Genomic DNA, 17,507 nt, shown 5'->3' with positions numbered 1-17,507 from the left:
TCGGGTGCGGCACCGCTGCCGGAGCTCTGCCCTTGGGGTTGCGCCGCAAACGTGGGGGGCGGGTGCGGGGGCGGGGCCGCTGCGCGGAGCCTCTCCCCGCCCCGCCCCTTCGCCGTTTCTCCCCCGGCTGCCGCTGGGAGGTGGCCCAGGGGCTCCGCCCCAGACTCCGCGCCTCAAGCGCCGGCGGGGCTGGAATCGGCCGGCGTGGTCCGTGGGGTGCCGCTGGTGGGGCGCGGGGTGCGTCGGAGCGGGAGCCCCCGGTCGGGGTGGCGACGGACACAGGTCGGGGGTGGGGAATCGTGGGTATGCTCGCGGCCATGCCGCCCCAGCCACCTTCCGCCGCATCGCGGGACGAACCCGTCATACGTGAACGCGGCGACGCCTGCCCCGGCGCGCTGCGGCTGCACGCCGCCGACGACGGGTACCTCGCGCGCGTCCGGATCCCCGGCGGGCTGCTCACCACCCGGCAGGCCCTCGCGCTCGCGGACGCCGCCGAGCGGTTCGGCGACGGGCACCTGGAACTCACCTCCCGCGGCAACGTCCAGCTGCGCGGCCTCGCCGACGGGTGCGGCGGCGGGCTCGCGGAGCTGCTGGACGCCGCCGGGCTGCTGCCTGCGCCCGGCCACGAGCGGGTGCGCAACATCGTGGCCACCCCGGCGGCCGGGGCCCAAGTCGTCGGCTGGGTCCGGGAACTCGACCGGCTGCTGTGCGCCAGTGCGCGGGCCGCGGACCTGTCCGGGCGGTTCCTGTTCGCCCTCGACGACGGACGCGGGGACGTGGCCGCCCTCGACCCGGACGTGACCGTGATGGCCGCGGGCGCGGACGGCGAGGAGGGCCGGGAAGGTACCGGTCCCGCGGGCGGAGAAGGCCGCGAGGGCCAGGACGGCCCCGGCCGCGGCCCGGGCGACGCCCGCCCCGGCGCCGACGACGCTCGCCCCGGCCGTGGTTCCGGCGGTGACGGCCCCGGCGACGCCTGCCCCGGTCCCGGCGACGCCCGCCCCGGCGCCGGTGACGGCCCTGGCCCCTCTGTCGGTGCCGGCCCGCGACCGGGCCGCGGAGGCGGCCCTGCGTACGGCGCCGGCCCCGTGAGCGGTGCCGGCCCCGTGAGCGGTGCTGGCCCCGGCTGGCAGGTGCTGGTGCGGCTCGGGGGTGCTGCCGACGCCGTCGGGGTCGGCGGGGGCGATGCGGCCTCCGCTGCGCTGCTGGCCGCCGAGTACTTCCTCGACGCCGCCGGCGCGGCCGGGACCCGGCCCTGGCGGGTCGCCGAGCTGCCCGGTGAACACGCGCTGGATGCGGGGGAGTTCGTGCGACGGCTGGCCGAGGCGGGGATCGCGGCCGTCCGCGTGCCCGCGGTGGCGTGGCCGTACGCCGAGCCGCCCCGGCCGGGGCGCGTGGGCGCGGCCGGGCTGTGCGTGCTGCCCCCGCTCGGGCGGGTCGGCGCCGCGCAGTGGCGGGTGCTGGCCGAAGCCGCCGACGGCGAGCTGCGCGTCAGCCCGTGGCGCAGCGTCGTCCTCCCGCGCGCCGCGGCCGACAGCGGCGGCCGCATCGAGACGGCCGGCCTCGTCGTCCGGCCCGGATCCCCCTGGCGGACCGTCACGGCCTGTACGGGCAAGCCCGGTTGCGCCAAGTCCCTCGCGGACGTACGCGCCGACGCGCGTGCCGTCGTAGAAGTACAGGAGGCCGCCGCGGAGCTGCCGGTGCACTGGTCGGGGTGCGCCCGCCGGTGCGGGCATCCGCGCGGCACCGCGTGGGTGGACCTCGTCGCCACCCCCGACGGCTACGAACTCGACGCGCGGCCCGTGCCGCACGCAGATCTGGCGGCCGCCCTCACGGCCGCACGCACCACCCCCACCACAACCGAAGCCGCAGTGAAGAAATGAGCGAGTACACCGTGTTCGAGTACGAGAAGGACGGCGCCGCGATCTACCGCCAGTCCTTTGCCACGATCCGCGCCGAGGCGGACCTCTCCGGGCTGCCCGCCTCGGTCGCCCAGGTCGCGGTGCGCATGATTCACGCCTGTGGCATGACCGACCTCCCCCAGGACCTCGGCTACACCCCCGACGTGGTCCTGCGGGCCCGTGCCGCCCTGCACGCCGGCGCGCCGATCCTGTGCGACGTGCAGATGGTCGCCAGCGGCGTCACCCGCAAGCGGCTGCCCGCCGACAACGAGGTGATCTGCACCCTCTCCGACCCGGCCGTGCCCGCGCTCGCCGCGAAGATGGGCACCACCCGCAGCGCCGCCGCCCTCGAAGTCTGGCGCGACCGGGGGCTGTTGGAGAACTCCGTGATCGCCGTCGGCAACGCCCCGACCGCGCTGTTCCGGCTGCTGGAGATGATCGAGGAGGGCGCCCCGCGCCCCGCGGCCGTCATCGGCGTGCCCGTCGGCTTCATCGGCGCGGCCGAGTCCAAGGACGCCCTAGCCGCCCACCCCTCGGGCCTCGACCACCTCATCGTGCGCGGCCGGCGCGGCGGCAGCGCCATCGCCGCCGCCGCGGTCAACGCGATCGCGAGCGAGGAAGAATGAGCAGCAGCACCGGCAAGGGCAAGCTCTACGGGGTCGGGCTCGGGCCCGGCGACCCGTCGCTGATGACCCTGAGGGCCGTCGAGGCGATCGCCGAGGCCGACGTGGTCGCGTACCACAGCGCCCGCCACGGCCGTTCCATCGCCCGCTCGATCGCCGCGAAGCACCTGCGCGCCGACCACGTCGAGGAACCGCTGGTCTACCCGGTCACCACCGAGACCACCGACCACCCCGGCGGCTACCAGGGCGCGATGGAGGAGTTCTACGAGGCCTCCGCCGCCCGGCTGGCCGCGCACCTGGACGCCGGCCGGACCGTCGCCGTGCTCGCGGAGGGCGACCCGCTCTTCTACGGCTCGTACATGCACATGCACAAGCGGCTCGCGGACCGCTACGAGGCCGAGGTCGTCCCCGGCGTCACCTCGGTCAGCGCCGCCGCCGCCCGCCTCGGCACCCCGCTGGTCGAGGGCGAGGAGGTGCTGACGATCCTGCCCGGCACCCTGCCCGAGGAGGAGCTCACCGCCCGCCTCGCCGCCACCGACTCGGCGGTCGTCATGAAGCTCGGCCGCACCTTCCCCGCCGTCCGGCGGGCCATGGAGGGCAGCGGACGCCTCGCGGAGGCCCGTTACGTCGAGCGCGCCACGATGGAGGGCGAGCGGACCGGCGTCCTGGCCGACACCGACCCCGACAGCGTCCCGTACTTCGCCGTCGCCGTCGTGCCCAGCCGGATCGGCAACCCGGGCAGCGTGCCGTCCGGCCCCGGTGAGGTCGTGGTCGTCGGCACCGGCCCGGCCGGGCCGCTGTGGCTGACCCCTGAGACGAAGCGGGCGCTGGCCGACGCCGAGGTGCTGGTCGGCTACACCACGTACCTGGACCGGGTGCCGGTCAAGCCGGGCCAGGTGCGGCACGGCTCCGACAACAAGGTGGAGTCCGAGCGCGCCGAGTTCGCCCTCGACCTCGCCCGGCGCGGCAAGCGGGTGGCCGTGGTCTCCGGCGGCGACCCCGGGGTCTTCGCCATGGCCACCGCGGTCCTGGAGGTGGCCGGCCAGGCCGCGTACGCGGACGTGCCGGTGCGGGTGCTGCCCGGGGTGACGGCGGCCAACGCGGCGGCCGCCGCGGCCGGGGCCCCGCTGGGCCACGACTACGCCACCGTCTCGCTCTCCGACCGGCTCAAGCCGTGGGAGGTCATCGCGGAGCGGCTGCGCGCGGCCGCCGCCGCCGACCTGGTCCTCGCCCTGTACAACCCCGGCTCGCGCAGCCGGACCTGGCAGGTGGAACGGGCGAAGGAGCTGCTGCTGGAGCTGCGCGCGCCGCAGACCCCGGTGGTCGTGGCCCGGGACGTGGGCGGGCCCGAGCAGTCGGTGCGGATCGTCACGCTGGCCGAACTGGAGCCGTCCGAGGTGGACATGCGGACGATCCTGCTGATCGGCTCCTCGCAGACGCAGGTGACCGAGCGGCCCGACGGGTCACGCGTGACGTGGACCCCGCGCCGCTACCCGTGACCGTGCGGGTGCGGGTGCCGGTGCGGGTGACGTGAGGTGAACGCGGCCCGGCCCGGGGCGGTGCGCCCCGGGCCGGGCCGTCGTCGCTCCGTGCGGCGGCCTCCGCTCAGCCCGGGCAGCCCGCCAGTACGTCCGGGCAGCCCTTGACCGTCGCCGGGTCGAGGGTGAGCAGCTGCCACGACACGACGCCCGCCGGCGGGGAGTCCTCCTCCGGGGCGGGGTCGATGTGCGCGTTGAGCGCCGGGCCCGCGGGGAGGTTCAGCCGGGTCACCTCCCCGGCGGTGCACGACACGTCGAACGAGCGCTCCCCGGAGCCGCCGTCACGGGACAGCAGCAGGGTGACCCGGGGGCTCTCCTCGCTGTCGCAGGCGATGTCGAAGCGGTACGGGCGCTCCCCGCCGGTCTCCAGGTCCTTCTCCATCCCGGCCTTCAGGAACCCGGTGCCCCGCATCGTCACACGGGCCCCGGCCGCGACGTCCTTGCCCAGGGTCTCGTCGGCCCGCTGGAGCGCGTCGTCGGGCTCCCAGCCCTTGGGCCCGGGCGCCGCGCCCCCACCGCACCCGGTGAGGAGTGCCGACGCGGCGGCGAGGGCCAGGACGAGGGCGTGGGGGCGACGTATCCGCATTCCTCCACCCTAGAGGGTGCGCTCCGGTCCGGCGCCGAGCCAGCGCAGGGCCGCCTCCACCGACTCCGCCAGGGCCGGGCCCTGCGGTACCGGAGGGCGGCGTACGACCAGCACCGGGATCCCGGCCTCCCGGGCGGCGGTGAGCTTGGGGGCCGTGGCGTCGCCGCCGCTGTCCTTGGTGACCAGGACGTCGATGCGGTGACGGGCCATCAGTTCCCGCTCCTGCTCCAGGCCGAACGGGCCGCGCGCCAGCACCGTCTCCAGCCGGGGCGGCACCGGTCCCTCCGGCGGGTCCACCGAACGCACCAGGAACCAGAGGTCGGTGAGGTGCGCGAAGGCGTGCAGGCCGGTCCGGCCGGTGGTCAGGAAGGCCCGCCCGCCGAGGGACGGCAGCACGGCGGCGGCCCCCGCGAGGTCGTCCGCGAAGGTCCAGGCGTCGCCCGGGCCCGGACTCCAGCCGGGGCGCCGCAGCGCCAGCACGGGCACGCCCGTGAGCGCCTCCGCCGCGGCCGCGTGGAAGCTCATCCGCTCGGCGAAGGGGTGCGTGGCGTCGACCACGTGCGTGACCCCGTGGGCGGTGATCCAGCCGGCCAGCCCCTCCACCCCGCCGAACCCGCCGATCCGGGTACCGCCCGGTGGCAGAACCGGCGAACCGACCCGGCCCGCCAGGGAGTTGGTCACCCGGTACGCGGCCGCGTGCGCGGGGTCCCGCGCCAGTGCCTCCGCCAGCCGGCGGGCCTCGGTCGTCCCGCCCAGGATCAGGACGTGCCGCCCGGGCCCCGCCGCGGCGGGCGGCGGCTCAGCAGACATGCCGGTCGCGCTCGGGGGAGTAGAGGTGGCTGTCGCGGAACTGCTCCGCGCCCAGGGTCCGCCCCACCACGATCACGGCGGTGCGCACCAGGCCGGCCTCCTTCACCTGCCCGGCGATGTCGGCGAGCGTCCCGCGCAGGATCAGCTCGTCGGGGCGGCTGGCCATCGCCACCACCGCCACCGGGCATTCGGCCCCGTAGTGCGGCAGCAGTTCGTCCACGACCCGGTCCACGTAGCGGGTGGCCAGGTGCAGCACCAGCAGGGCGCCGCTGCGGCCGAGCGTGGCCAGGTCCTCGCCGGGCGGCATCGGGGTGGCCTGCTGGGCGATCCGGGTCAGGATCACGGTCTGGCCGACGGTCGGGACGGTCAGCTCCCGCTTGAGCGAGGCCGCCGCCGCCGCGAACGCCGGTACGCCCGGCACCACCTCGTACGGGATGCCGGCCGCGTCCAGGCGCCGCATCTGCTCGGCGACGGCGCTGAAGATGGACGGGTCGCCCGAGTGCAGCCGCGCCACGTCCAGCCCCGCCTCGTGGGCCCGTACGCACTCGGCGACGATCTCGTCGAGGTTCAGCTGCGAGGTGTCGACCAGCCGGGCCCCCTCGGGGCACTCCGCCAGCAGCTCGCGCGGGACCAGGCTGCCGGCGTAGAGGCAGACCGGGGCGGCGGCGAGGGTGCGGGCGCCGCGTACGGTGATGAGGTCGGCGGCGCCGGGGCCCGCGCCGATGAAGTACACGGTCATGTCATTCTCCTTGGGTCTTCGGCTTCGTCACGGACCACTGGGTGACGGGCATCGCCTGCCGCCAGCCGGTGAAGCCGCCGACCGGCACGGCGTGCGACACGGCCAGCTTCACCAGTTCGCCGCCGAGGCGCCGGTGCTGCCCGGCGAGGACCGCCTCCGACTCCAGCGTCACCGTGTTGACGACCAGCCGGCCGCCGGGCGCGAGCGCCGCCCAGGCGGCGTCGAGCAGGCCCGGGGCGGTGAGCCCGCCGCCGATGAACACGGCGTCGGGGACGGGCAGTCCCTCCAGCGCCGCCGGGGCCGCGCCGACGACCACGCGCAGGCCGGGGACGCCGAGGGCCGTCGCGTTGCGGGTGATGCGCCCGGCCCGCTCCGGGACGCGCTCGACGGCCACGGCACGGCAGGAGGGGTGCGTGCGCATCCACTCGATGCCGATGGAGCCGGAGCCGCCGCCGATGTCCCACAGCAGCTCGCCGGGGGCGGGGGCCAGGGCGCAGAGGGTCGCGGCACGCACGTGGCGCTTGGTCAGCTGCCCGTCGTGCTCGTACGCGGCGTCGGGCAGGCCGGGGGTGGCGCCGAGCCGGGGGACCGGCGCGGCGGGATCCCGGCGGCACTCCACGGCGACCACGTTGAGGGGGTCGCCCGGCTCGCGGTCCCAGGCGTCCGCGGTGCCCCCGTACGCGTCCTCGCGCTCGGAGCCGAGCTGCTCCAGGACCCGCATCCGGCTGGGGCCGAAGCCCCGCTCCCGCAGCAGAGCGGCGATCTCGCCCGGGCTCGCCGCTCCGGCGCTGAGCACCAGCAGCCGCCGCCCCTCGTGCAGTGCGGCCGCCACCCGGGCCACCGGCCGGCCGACGACGGTGACGACCTCGGTGTCCTCCACCGGCCAGCCCAGGCGGGCGCAGGCGTAGGAGACGGAGGAGGGGTGCGGGTGGACGCGCAGGGCGTCCGGGCCCAGCTCCTCGCACAGCGCGCGGCCGATCCCGTAGAACATCGGGTCCCCGCTGGCCAGGACGGCGATCCGGCGCCCGGCGTGCTCGGCCATGAGCTTCGGCACGGCGGGCCGCAGCGGGCTCGGCCAGGCCACCCGCAGCCCGGCGCACGCGCCGGCCGGGAGCAGGTCCAGCTGCCGGGGCCCGCCGATCAGGACCTCGGCGCCGGTCAGCGCGCCCCGGGCGGTGTCGGTGAGCCCGGCCCAGCCGTCGGCGCCGAGACCGACGACGGCCACGGCCAGGGGTGCTGCGGGGGTGCTCACTGCGGTACCTCGGGAACGGGAGAGGGCGAATGCGCGGGACGGACCCGCAGCTTACTGGGACGCGGCCGCGGCCCCCCGGCCAGGGTGACCAGCACCGACGCCCCCACCGGACCCGCGGGCAGGGCCACGGCACGCCGGGCCGCCACCCCGCGCCGGCTACCGCCCCGCGCCGCGCCGGGCCACCGCCCCGGGTCACCGCGCCGCGCCGGCTACCGCCCTGGGCCACCGTCCCGCGCCGGGCCACCGCCCTGGCTCACCGTCCCGCGCCGCGTCGGTCACCGTCCCGCGCCGCGTTGGCCACCGCCCCGCGGGGCCCGCGCACCGGCATGCCCCCGTCCGCCCCCGCCACGCCCCCGTCCGCCCCGGACGGAACCTGCCCGGGCCGGCGTCCGCCGCCCCACACTCGGAAGATGGACGACACTCCGGACAACCACCCAGCAGGCTCGGACGACGCCCACGTACACCCCCGCGCGGACGGCCCCGCCCGCGGTACCGACCGGCCGCCCGGCGACGGTGACGGCGACGGCGACGGCCACGCCGTGGTCCTCGGGGCCGGGCTCGCCGGGCTGCTGACGGCGCGGGTCCTCGCGGAGCACTTCCCCCGCGTGACCGTCCTCGAACGGGACGAACTCGCCCAGAGCGGCCCCGCGGGCCTGCGGTTGGATCCGCGGCGGGGCGGGCCCTCAGTCGCGCGCGGACCGCTCGTACAGCGCCCGCACGTCGTCCCCGAAACGGCTGCTGAACGAGGTGGTCTCGTCCCCGCCCCCGTCCCGTCCGCCGATGACCCCGATCAGGCTGCCGTCGGCGGTCAGGACGGGACCGCCGCTGGTCCCGTTGGGTACGTCCGCGCAGTCGAACCGCAGCTGCGCGGGCCCGTCGGCCACGGCTGTGTTCGAGCAGCCCAGCGGCCGCTCGGTGTCGTTCGGGTACCCCACCAGCCGGGCCGGCACCGGCAGCTGCCGGCCGAAGCCGATCGGGTGCGCCCCCGTGACGTCCTCCAGCCGCTGCCCCGGGTGCCCGGTGCGGCGCACCCGTAGGAAGGCGACGTCGACGTCCGGGTCGGAGTCCCGTATCCACCGCGGGTCCACGTCGATCCGCGTGGGCACCCACACCCCGTACGGCGCCTTGCCGTCCTCGTAGCCCGGCACGAAGGCCAGGTTGTTGCGGAAACCGCCCGCGTACACGCAGTGCGCCGCGGTGACGACGAGGTCCCCGGCGGCGGAGTGCACCACGCTCCCCGAGCAGTGGTGGTCGTCGTCCCAGTCCAGCCCGGGCGAGAACAGGGCCCCGATCGCGGGCTCGGCCGGCACCTCCCGGGCCTCCAGCGGGTCGGACGCCTTCCAGTCGCCCTCCGCGAAGCCCCGTACCGGCGGCGCGGCCGCCGGGGCCGGCTCGGTCAGCTTCTCCAGCGCCGCGGCGGCGGCCTCGTCGGCGAGCGCGGAGTCCTGCACGTAGCGCCCCCGGTCCCCGTCCCCGCGGTCGACGGTCCCCATCCGGCCCAGGCCGAAGGCCACCCCGGCGGCCACCAGCGCGCAGCACACGCCGGCCAGCACGCAGACCCGTACGGCCCTGCCCGTCATCGCGCCACTCCCACCGCCGAGGATCACCCGTCGCCCCCGGAACGGCCGGCCGCCCCCCGTGGTTCCCGGCCGGAATGTGCCCCTCCTCACACCCCGACCCCGGCCCGCCATCCCCGGTCCTTCCCCTCTTCACCCAACTCACCTACGCTCCAGGCGCCTTACCACTCGGTAACCCAGGGGAGCCGCACACCCATGCCCATCCGCACCCGCCTGCGCGCCGCAGCCGCGCTGCTGACCGCCGCCCTCGCGACCGTCGCCGTCTCCGCCACCCCGGCGGTCTCCGCCCCGGCCGCCCCCGCGGCCGCCGCCGCGACCGGTGACCTCCGGTACTCGGCGTCCACCGGCGTGGGGGTCCACAACGCCTACGAGAAGGCCAAGTACCCCTACCTCGCGGACGCCCTCGACTCGGGCGCGGCCATGCTGGAGCTGGACGTCTGGACCAACTTCTTCGGCAGCGGCTGGCGCGTCTCGCACGACAACCCCTTCGGCAACAACAGCAACTGCGAGAACGCCGCCACCCCCGCCCAGCTGCGGACGAAGTCCCGTGACCAGAACCTGGCGGGCTGCCTCTCCGACATCCGCAGCTGGCACGACGCCCACCCGGGCCACCGCCCGATCGTGCTGAAGCTGGAGCTCAAGGACGGTTTCGCCGCGAACCTGGGCCGGGGCCCGGCCGCGCTCGACGCCCTGCTCACCTCGAAGCTGGGCGACGCCCTCTACACCCCGGGCCGGCTCGCCGCCGGCTACCCGGACCTGGACACGGCGGCCCGCGCCGACGCCTGGCCGACCCGGGCGCAGATGGCGGGGAAGTTCCTGGTCGAGCTGATCCCGGGCACCGTGGAGGAGGGCAACGGCGCGGACAAGCTCTGGACGGACCGCGAGTACGCCGAGTACCTGCGCGGCCACCTCTCGACCGCCGCCGCCTTCCCGGCGGTCCACCGCGCCGAGGCGGGCGACCCCCGCGGCCGCTACGCGGACCCGGCCCTGCGCCCGTGGTTCGTCGTCTTCGACGGTGACGCGTCCGCCTACGCCTCCGCCGCGATCGACACCGCCTGGTACGACCGCAACCACTACCTGCTGATCGCCACGGACGCCCAGAACGTGGCCCCGGCGATCGACGCGGTCCACCCCACGGAGGCCCAGGCCCGCGACCGGGTGGCGCTGATGGCCGGCCGTCACGCCTCGATCACCTCGGCGGACTGGTACCCCCTGCCCTCGGTCCTCGCCACGGTGCTGCCCCGCGGCTGACCTCCCCCGCGGACCGGACGACGAGCGCCCCGCCGGGGGTCCCGGCGGGGCGCTCGTGCGTGCTCAGGGGCTCGGGGGCTCAGGGGGTCGACGGGGAGAGCTGGAGGGTGGCGGTCGTGGCGGATTCGCGCAGCACCTGGAGGCGCGTGCCGGTGTCCGGGACCTTGACGCCCACCTGGGGGAGGTCCGCGTTCCAGTAGGAGCCGCGGTGGTCGTCGAAGACGGCGACGCCCGGGCGGGAGGGGACCGTCAGGGCGTCACCGGTCCGGTGGAAGGTGACGCGGTCGGTGGGACGGGTGGAGAAGGTCGCGTCGAAGGTCTGGGCCCGGGAGTTGAGCAGGGTGCCGCCGGGGAAGCGCAGGGCGTCGGGGCGGGCGTCCACCGGGAGGATCAGGCCCGAACCCGGGTGCGCCTTGGTGGTGTTGTCGCTGTAGGCGGTGTCCCAGAGCCACAGCAGGACGCCCTGCTGGTAGGGGTAGAACTCGACCCGGTTGTCGGTGGAGGTGAAGTTGTACGGGCCGGTGCGCAGGTAGGAGCCGTAGCCCGTGTAGCGGCGGTTCTCCGCGAAGTAGGCGCGCGGGTGGGACTCCGTGCCCGTCCGGCCCTCGGTGCGGGACCACTTGCGGGCCGTCCAGTCCCCGGCGGCGCTCTCCGCGCCGTCGGCGAAGAGGGTGCGGCCGTCGGCGTCCGAGGTGACGCGCAGGTCGTCGAAGGTGGCGCCGCGGCCGTGGGTGTTGCCGTCCGAGGTGGCGTGGAAGCGGATCGCGGTGGTGCCCGCCGGGAGGGGGACCTTGAGCTCGGTCCAGCCGGCCGAGGCGCCGGAGACGCCCTTCGGCGGGATGGCCGTCCCGTTCACCGTGCCGGGCAGCGGGGCCCAGGTGGCGCCGCCGTCGGAGGAGCCTTCGACCGTGAGGAAGTCGAAGTCCTGTTCCGTGTCGTACCAGAGGCGGGCGCCGAGGGTGGCGGGGCCGCCGGAGAGGTCCACGGTGCGGGTGAGGGTGTTGTCCATGAAGTCGCCGGTGCCGCTCCACCATTGGCTCGCGCCCTCGTACGGGTCGGTGAGTTCGGTGCGCGTGGTGGAGGGCGGGAGGTGCACGAGGAGGGCCTGCGGGTCCTGGGTGTGGTAGCCCGAGACGCCCAGGGTGGCGCGGGTCCTGCGGCCCGCGTCGGCCTCCGTGTAGTCCAGCCAGCCCAGTTGGAGCTTGCTCCACGGGTCCAGGTCGCCGGGGAAGCGCCCCGTGGTGCCCGGGCCCTTGCCCAGGTAGGAGGCCGAGGACATCAGGGACCAGAAGTTGACGCCGTTGTCCCCGTCCGAGCTGTACAGGTCGGGCAGGCCCAGGTCGTGGCCGAACTCGTGCGAGAAGAGGCCCGCGCCGCTGTTCTCGCCGCCGGTGAGGTAGTCGCCGGCCCAGATCCCGGTGTCGCCGACCGGGGTGCCGCCCGCCTTGTTGCCGTCCGGGCCCGCGGTGCCCGCCTGGTCCCAGTAGGCGAACCAGCGGTGCGCCCAGATGGCGTCCTTGCCCTGGTCGCCGCCGCCCCAGGTCTGGTCCTTGCCCGCGTGGACGATCACCAGGTGGTCGATGTAGCCGTCGGGCTCGTCGAAGTTGCCGTCGTGGTCGGCGTCGTAGCGGTCCCACACGTCGTACGGTGCGAGCTCGGCCTTGATCTGCTCCGTGGTGCGGCCCTTGGCGCGCTCGGAGTCGTACCAGGCCTTGGTGGCGTCGCGCACCAGGTCCCAGTTGGTGCGGCACTGGCCGGTCTCCGTGCACTTGTCCGTGCCGTAACGGGCCTCGTTGTAGGGGAGCTTGACCCAGTCGGTGACCGTGCCGTCGAGGTCGTAGCGGCCGGAGGACTGGAGGTCGTAGTAGGCCCGCATCGAGGCCGCGCCCGGGTCGGCGGAGAAGAACTGCTGCCGGTAGAAGTCCCGGTCGAAGTCCTTGCGCCAGAGGGTGTGGTTGTCGTCCTGGGGCGGTTTGGCGATGGTGTTGTGGAGGGGGCCGGGGGTGCCGCCGAAGCGGGGGTCCGTCTCGTCGCCGAACTCGGCGAGGATGACGAACACCTTGTCCTTGCGTTCCTGCGAGAGCTCGACGTACTGGTCGCCGATCTTCGCGGTGCGGGGGGCCGGCCCGGCGCGGCGCGATCCGCCGCCGCCCGCCGCGACGCCCTCCATGGCCTGGCGGCGCAGCGCCTGGCGCCGGAGTTCGAGGGGCGCGGCCGGCGGGGCGGCCTCCTGCCCGGCCTGCGGGGCGGTGGGCGGCGCCGGGGGCGGGGCGGCCGCCTGGGCGGGGGTGGCGAGGAAGGCGAGAGCGGCGAGCGATATCGCCGCTCCGGCCGCGGCAAGTCTGCGCAACGGGGGTGACCTTTCCGGGAGTCCGGTTCTCGGAGCGCAGGTAATATTTCACATGTCACAGGTGACGGCTAGGGGGTGAACTCCGCGTTCGCCGCGCCTCGTTCCCCGAGCGGCGCTATCGTGCGGGCGGGGCTGACAGGCCGGCAGACGAGGGGGCGGTACGGCGATGCGGTTTCTGTTCGTTCACGGCACGGGGGTCCGGCGCGACCGGCACGACACCCTCTTCGCGCTGGTGCGCGAGCGGCTCACCGACCGCTTCCCCGGCGCCACCGTCGACTCCTGCTTCTGGGGCGAGCGCTTCGGGGCCGCCCTCGGCTCCGGCGGCCGCTCCGTCCCGGGACTGCGCACCGCCGCGGCCGCGCACGCCGACGCGGCCGACACCGAGACCGCCGAATGGGGCCTGCTGCTCGCCGACCCGCTGTGCGAACTCCGGGTCCTGGCGGAGGCCGGCTGGGACACCGCCGGGCCCGGCTCCGGCTCCGGCTCCGGGGACGACCCCTTCGCCCTGCCCGGCGTGCAGCCCGCCGGGACCCGCGTCCTGGACCTGCTGCACCGCTTCGCCGAAGCCCCCTACGGCCCCCGCGGGGAGGGCGGTGAGCTCCGCGCCCTGCTGGACGGCACCGGCCTCGCCCCCGGGTTCCGCCCCGCCCTTCTGGCCGCCGCCGGATCCGCCGAGGCCGCCCGCGCCGGGGCCCGCGCCACCGCCGAACCCCAGGCCCGCGAACTGGCCACCGCCCTCGCCCGGTCCGTCACCGCCGGAGCCCTCGCCACCGCCGGGGCCGACGCCGACTGCACCGCCGCCGAACGCGACCGGCTCGTCGAACTGATCACCGCCCGCCTCGGCGGCGGCGCCCGGGTCCCCGGCGCCCGGGCGGCCGCCCTCCTCGGCCGGCTCGCCCTGCGCGTCTCCACCCAGCCGCTGCTCAACGCCTGGCGCGGCTCCCTCACCGCCGGTGCCACCCCCGCCCTCGGCGACATCCTGCGCTACCAGGCCCGCGGCACCGAACTGCGCTCCTTCCTGCACGCCAGGATCACCGCCGCACCGGGCCCGACCGTCCTCATCGGCCACAGCCTCGGCGGTATCGCCCTGGTCGACCTGCTCGCCCTCGAGGCCGCCACCGGCGGGCCCGTGCCGGGCGCCGAACTCCTGGTCACCGTGGGCTCACAGGCCCCGTACCTGTACGAACTCGGCGCCCTCACCGCCCTCCCGCCCGGCAGCGCCCTCCCGTACGGCTTCCCGCGCTGGCTCAACGTCTACGACCGCCAGGACGTCCTCTCCTACGTCGCCGGGCCCGTCTTCCCCGGCGACCCCCGCGTCACCGACCACGAGATCCGCAGCCGCCAGCCGTTCCCCGCCTCCCACAGCGCCTACTGGAAACAGCGGTCCCTCTACGAGCGCATCGAAGTGGCGGTGGCCGAGGCGGGCATCGGGTGACCCACCCCGGACTCAGGCCGGACACCGACCTCGAACTCCCGCCCCCGGCCATGGACTTATCCGACGACCTGGTACCCCGGCGCACCTTCGCGCTCATCGCCGGGGTCGAGCGGTACGGCATCAGCCACCACTGGAACCTGCGCGGCCCCGCCCGCGACGCCCTGCGCTTCGCCCACTGGCTCACCGGCCCCGGCCAGGTGCCGGCGGCCAACGTCCGGCTGCTGCTCTCCCCGCTCGACGACCCCGGCCTGCTCGACTGGACGGCCTCCCCGGCCCTGGCCGAGCTGCGGGCGGCATGGCGGCCCGCCACCGAGGCCAACGCCAAATCGGCCCTGCTCGAAGAACTCCCGCAGTGCGACGGCGACCTGCTGTGGATCTTCTGGGCCGGCCACGGCTACCTCGGGCGCGACGGGCAGTTGATGCTGCCCTGCGCCGACGCCGGACCCGGACAGATCCGCCACCTCAACCTCGACTCCGCGCTGCGCTGGTGGAAGACCGACCTGGTCGCACACCGCAGGTTCCCGCTCCAGGCCGCACTGGTGGACGCCTGCCGGGTCGACGCACCCCGCGACACCCGGTGGAACTTCGGCAGCAGCGACTACGGCGGCGGCGCCACCGTCCCCGGACGGCGGCAGTTCCGCCTCTACGCCTCCCGCGAGGGCGAGGCCGCGCAGAACGACGCCGAACGCGGCGCCGGCCGCTTCACCGAGGCCCTGCTCGCCGAACTCGGCGACCGCTCCGTGCGCGAGGGCGTCACCGGCCTCCCGGAGGCGGCCCGCCGCATCCACCACGCCTTCCAGGGACTGCGCGAACGCGGCGAAGGCTGGCAGCTGCCCCGGTTCATCGTCGACCGGGACTGGGACGCCGGCTCCTTCCTCGACGACGACCCGTTCGGGCCCGCGGCCCTGCCGCGGACCGCCCGCCTCGACCAGAGGGGCTGGGACGGACTCGGCGAGCTGTTCGAGGGCCGCACCCTGCCGCGCTGCGCCTACGAGGCCTACGCGTGGGCGTTCAAGGAAGCCGGCTGCGCCGCCCCCGTCCACCACGGACTGCCCGCCGACAGCCTCCTCGACCTGGCCGCCGACCTCGACGAACGCCAGGGCGGCCGCGGCGGCATGCCGCTGGCCGTACCCTTCGTGCACTACCTCGCCGACCGAGCCGCCCGCCCCGCCGGCACCGCGGGCGGCCTCGGCGACCCGGCCTGGGCCGCCCGGCTCGCCCTGTGGGTCCGCGCCGCCCGGCAGCGCCTCGCCCTGCCCGTGCTCCGCCCGCCGCCCGGCCCCGCCCGGCAGGCCGCCCTGCACGTCCGGCTGGAGTCCCCGCCCGGCGGCGAGGACGGCCTGCTCGCCCGGATGTGGCTGCGCGGCGAACACACCCGTCACGTCTGGGAGTCGGAGGGGAGCCCGGTCACCACCGCCGTCGTCCGCGCCGAACTGCTGCGCCAGCTCGCCCTGTCCGCCGCCGGGGCGGGGGAGCCGGACGGCGCCGGGCAGCCCGCGGAGGGCATCGGACGGATCGAGTTCCACGTGCCGTACGAACTGCTGGAGACGGACTTCGACCAGTGGCCCGTCCCCCGCGGCCCCGGCGGCCGCACCCGCCCCCTCGGCATGCTCTACGAGGTGGTGGTGCGCTGCCCGCAGGAACGCGAGGACACCCGCACCGAATGGCGGGCCAAATGGCGCTGGATGCACGCCCACGGCGGCCGCCACCCGGACACCGTACGGGTCGTGGAGGACCCGGAGGTCACCGACGCGCTCGGGGTGCAGCTGGGGGCCCGCACCGCGCCCGCCTGCGTCCTCGGGCACGCCTCCGCGGCCCGCGACGAGGCCCTGCTGGAGGCGCTCCTCGAAGGGGGCGTCCCCGCCGCCGTCTGGCAGCGCGGCGGCGGCGCACCCGCCGGGGGCCTGCCGGCCCTGCTCTCCCCGGAGGCCCTGCCGGGCGCACCGGCGGTGCTCGGACTGCCCGCCCGCGTACGCGAAGTGCGCCGGGCGGCCGCCGGGGGCGCGGCCGAAGGGGCAGACCGGCTGGTGCTGTTGTGGGACGATCCCGACGACACGATCGACCTCCGGTCCCTGCTGTGATCCCGACGCCCCCCGCCCCGTACCGCCCGCGCGGCCGAACGGCCGCACGGACCGGACGGCTTCACGCATCCCCCACCCGGCTCGACACCCGGCTCGACGTACGACTGCACGTACGACTTCACGCACGACTTCACGTACGACCGCACGCGACGAAGATGGAGGCAGAGGCAGTGGCGAAGGACTGGTGGCTGTACCGGGGAACGGGCCCGGGCGAGGACCGGCGCGCCCGCCTGGAGGCCGGACCGCCGCCGCCCTGGCGGGACTTCACCGGCCGTCCCGACCCGGCGTACGCGCCGCCCGGCTGCACCGGGGAGGACTGGGAACGCACCCTGCGGCGCGGCGAGGGCTACGTCCCCGACGAACCCGAGAAGGACGTCGTCAACACCGCTCTCCACCTGCGCCGGCCCCTGCTCGTCACCGGCAAGCCCGGCGTCGGCAAATCCACCCTCGCGTACAGCATCGCCGCCGACCTCGCCCTGGGCCCGGTCCTGCACTGGCCGATCACCAGCCGCACCGCGCTGCGCGACGGCCTCTACCTCTACGACGCCATCGGCCGGCTCCAGGAAGCCGGACTGGAGCAGGTCCGCCTCCCCGGCGCCCCGGCCGGCGGACCGGCCGCCCCCGCCCCCTCCATCGCCCGCTACCTGCGGCTCGGCCCGCTCGGCACCGCCCTGCTGCCCCAGCGCAGGCCCCGCGTCCTGCTCATCGACGAGATCGACAAGAGCGACATCGACCTGCCCGGCGACCTCCTCACCGTCTTCGAGGACGGCGGGTTCGTCATCCCCGAACTCGCCCGCCTCGCCAAGGAGGAGCCGACCGTCGCCATCGGCACCGACGACGACCCCGACGCCGGCGTCGCCGTCACCCAGGGCCGCGTGCAGTGCGGCTACTTCCCCGTCATCGTCCTCACCAGCAACGGCGAACGCGACTTCCCGCCCGCCTTCCTGCGCCGCTGCGTCCGCCTCCACCTGGACGCCCCCGGCCCCGAGAAACTGGCCCGGATCGTGCGCGGACGGCTCGGCGTCGACATCACCGCGGCGGACGGCGCCGAATACCAGGACCTCGTCCGCAGCTTCCTCGAACGCGCCGACGACGGCGACCTCGCCACCGACCAGCTCCTCAACGCCATCCAGCTGCGCCTCGCCGGAGCCTGGTCGGCCCCCGCCGACCGCGACCGCTTCCTCGCCACCGTCATGCAGCACCTGACCGGGCCCACCGCGTGATCGAGGAACTCCTCGCGGCCTTCGCCGAAGGCGCCGAGACCGGCGCCGCCCCGCGCACCGCCGTCGGGGCCGAGGAGATGGCCGACATCCTGTGGCTGGCCGCCCGCGTCGACCCCGCCGCCGCGGGCGCCCGGGCGCCCGCCC

Annotated in this window: 13 protein-coding genes; 7 read left to right on the top strand and 6 right to left on the bottom strand. The window is 76.2% G+C overall.

Going from position 1 to position 17,507, the window contains the following annotated elements; translation table 11 throughout:
* Positions 1-317: 317 nt before the first annotated feature.
* From ACFVXK_RS10845 to ACFVXK_RS10835, 3 genes are read left to right on the top strand one after another with little or no spacing between them, the layout of a single operon-like run.
* Positions 318-1,880, top strand: coding sequence for a nitrite reductase (locus ACFVXK_RS10845; protein ID WP_389611166.1), 1,563 nt, complete (start codon positions 318-320; stop codon positions 1,878-1,880).
* The gene (locus tag ACFVXK_RS10840) at positions 1,877-2,524 is read left to right on the top strand and encodes a precorrin-8X methylmutase (protein ID WP_389611165.1); all 648 of its coding nucleotides are present in this window, start codon (positions 1,877-1,879) and stop codon (positions 2,522-2,524) included. Before ACFVXK_RS10845 ends, ACFVXK_RS10840 begins: the two co-directional genes overlap by 4 nt.
* Positions 2,521-4,020, top strand: a complete 1,500-nt coding sequence (locus ACFVXK_RS10835) for a precorrin-2 C(20)-methyltransferase (RefSeq protein ID WP_389611164.1) — start codon at positions 2,521-2,523, stop codon at positions 4,018-4,020. Before ACFVXK_RS10840 ends, ACFVXK_RS10835 begins: the two co-directional genes overlap by 4 nt.
* A gap of 106 nt (positions 4,021-4,126) precedes the next feature.
* Here ACFVXK_RS10835 and ACFVXK_RS10830 read toward each other — a convergent pair whose 3' ends face one another.
* The 5 genes from ACFVXK_RS10830 to ACFVXK_RS10810 form a co-directional block, all read right to left on the bottom strand.
* Positions 4,127-4,645, bottom strand: a complete 519-nt coding sequence (locus ACFVXK_RS10830) for a hypothetical protein (RefSeq protein ID WP_389611163.1) — start codon at positions 4,643-4,645, stop codon at positions 4,127-4,129.
* A gap of 9 nt (positions 4,646-4,654) precedes the next feature.
* Positions 4,655-5,455 (bottom strand): cobalt-precorrin-6A reductase, encoded by an 801-nt coding sequence (locus ACFVXK_RS10825; protein ID WP_389611162.1) that lies wholly within the window; start codon positions 5,453-5,455, stop codon positions 4,655-4,657.
* Entirely contained in the window at positions 5,445-6,194 is a 750-nt protein-coding gene (gene cobM, locus ACFVXK_RS10820; protein WP_389611161.1) for a precorrin-4 C(11)-methyltransferase, read from the bottom strand. Before cobM ends, ACFVXK_RS10825 begins: the two co-directional genes overlap by 11 nt.
* Before the next feature lies 1 nt (position 6,195).
* Positions 6,196-7,446 (bottom strand): precorrin-6y C5,15-methyltransferase (decarboxylating) subunit CbiE, encoded by a 1,251-nt coding sequence (gene cbiE / locus ACFVXK_RS10815; RefSeq protein ID WP_389611160.1) that lies wholly within the window; start codon positions 7,444-7,446, stop codon positions 6,196-6,198.
* A gap of 683 nt (positions 7,447-8,129) precedes the next feature.
* Positions 8,130-9,026, bottom strand: a complete 897-nt coding sequence (locus tag ACFVXK_RS10810) for a trypsin-like serine peptidase (RefSeq protein ID WP_389611159.1) — start codon at positions 9,024-9,026, stop codon at positions 8,130-8,132.
* A 192-nt stretch (positions 9,027-9,218) separates the two neighbouring features.
* Here ACFVXK_RS10810 and ACFVXK_RS10805 point away from each other — a divergent pair, with 192 nt between their 5' ends.
* A complete protein-coding gene (locus tag ACFVXK_RS10805; protein ID WP_389611158.1) occupies positions 9,219-10,274 on the top strand; it encodes a phosphatidylinositol-specific phospholipase C domain-containing protein in 1,056 nt (351 codons plus the stop codon).
* 79 nt (positions 10,275-10,353) lie between these two features.
* On the opposite strand, the gene ACFVXK_RS10800 is transcribed toward ACFVXK_RS10805, so the two are convergent.
* Positions 10,354-12,624, bottom strand: coding sequence for an immune inhibitor A domain-containing protein (locus ACFVXK_RS10800; RefSeq protein ID WP_389611157.1), 2,271 nt, complete (start codon positions 12,622-12,624; stop codon positions 10,354-10,356).
* Between the two features lie 166 nt (positions 12,625-12,790).
* Here ACFVXK_RS10800 and ACFVXK_RS10795 point away from each other — a divergent pair, with 166 nt between their 5' ends.
* The 3 genes from ACFVXK_RS10795 to ACFVXK_RS10785 all read left to right on the top strand — a co-directional run bounded on the left by ACFVXK_RS10795 (position 12,791) and on the right by ACFVXK_RS10785 (position 17,363).
* Positions 12,791-14,059, top strand: coding sequence for a hypothetical protein (locus ACFVXK_RS10795; RefSeq protein ID WP_389611156.1), 1,269 nt, complete (start codon positions 12,791-12,793; stop codon positions 14,057-14,059).
* 50 nt (positions 14,060-14,109) lie between these two features.
* Positions 14,110-16,140 carry a hypothetical protein gene (locus tag ACFVXK_RS10790; RefSeq protein WP_389611155.1) on the top strand — a complete coding sequence of 677 codons (2,031 nt, stop codon included), beginning with the start codon at positions 14,110-14,112 and terminating at the stop codon, positions 16,138-16,140.
* A 155-nt stretch (positions 16,141-16,295) separates the two neighbouring features.
* Positions 16,296-17,363, top strand: coding sequence for an AAA family ATPase (locus tag ACFVXK_RS10785; RefSeq protein ID WP_389611154.1), 1,068 nt, complete (start codon positions 16,296-16,298; stop codon positions 17,361-17,363).
* Positions 17,364-17,507 lie beyond the last annotated feature (144 nt).

It is taken from the genome of Streptomyces sp. NPDC058157 (genome assembly GCF_042884105.1).
GTDB lineage: Bacteria > Actinomycetota > Actinomycetes > Streptomycetales > Streptomycetaceae > Streptomyces.
This window is presented reverse-complemented; position numbering and strand designations above follow the sequence as displayed.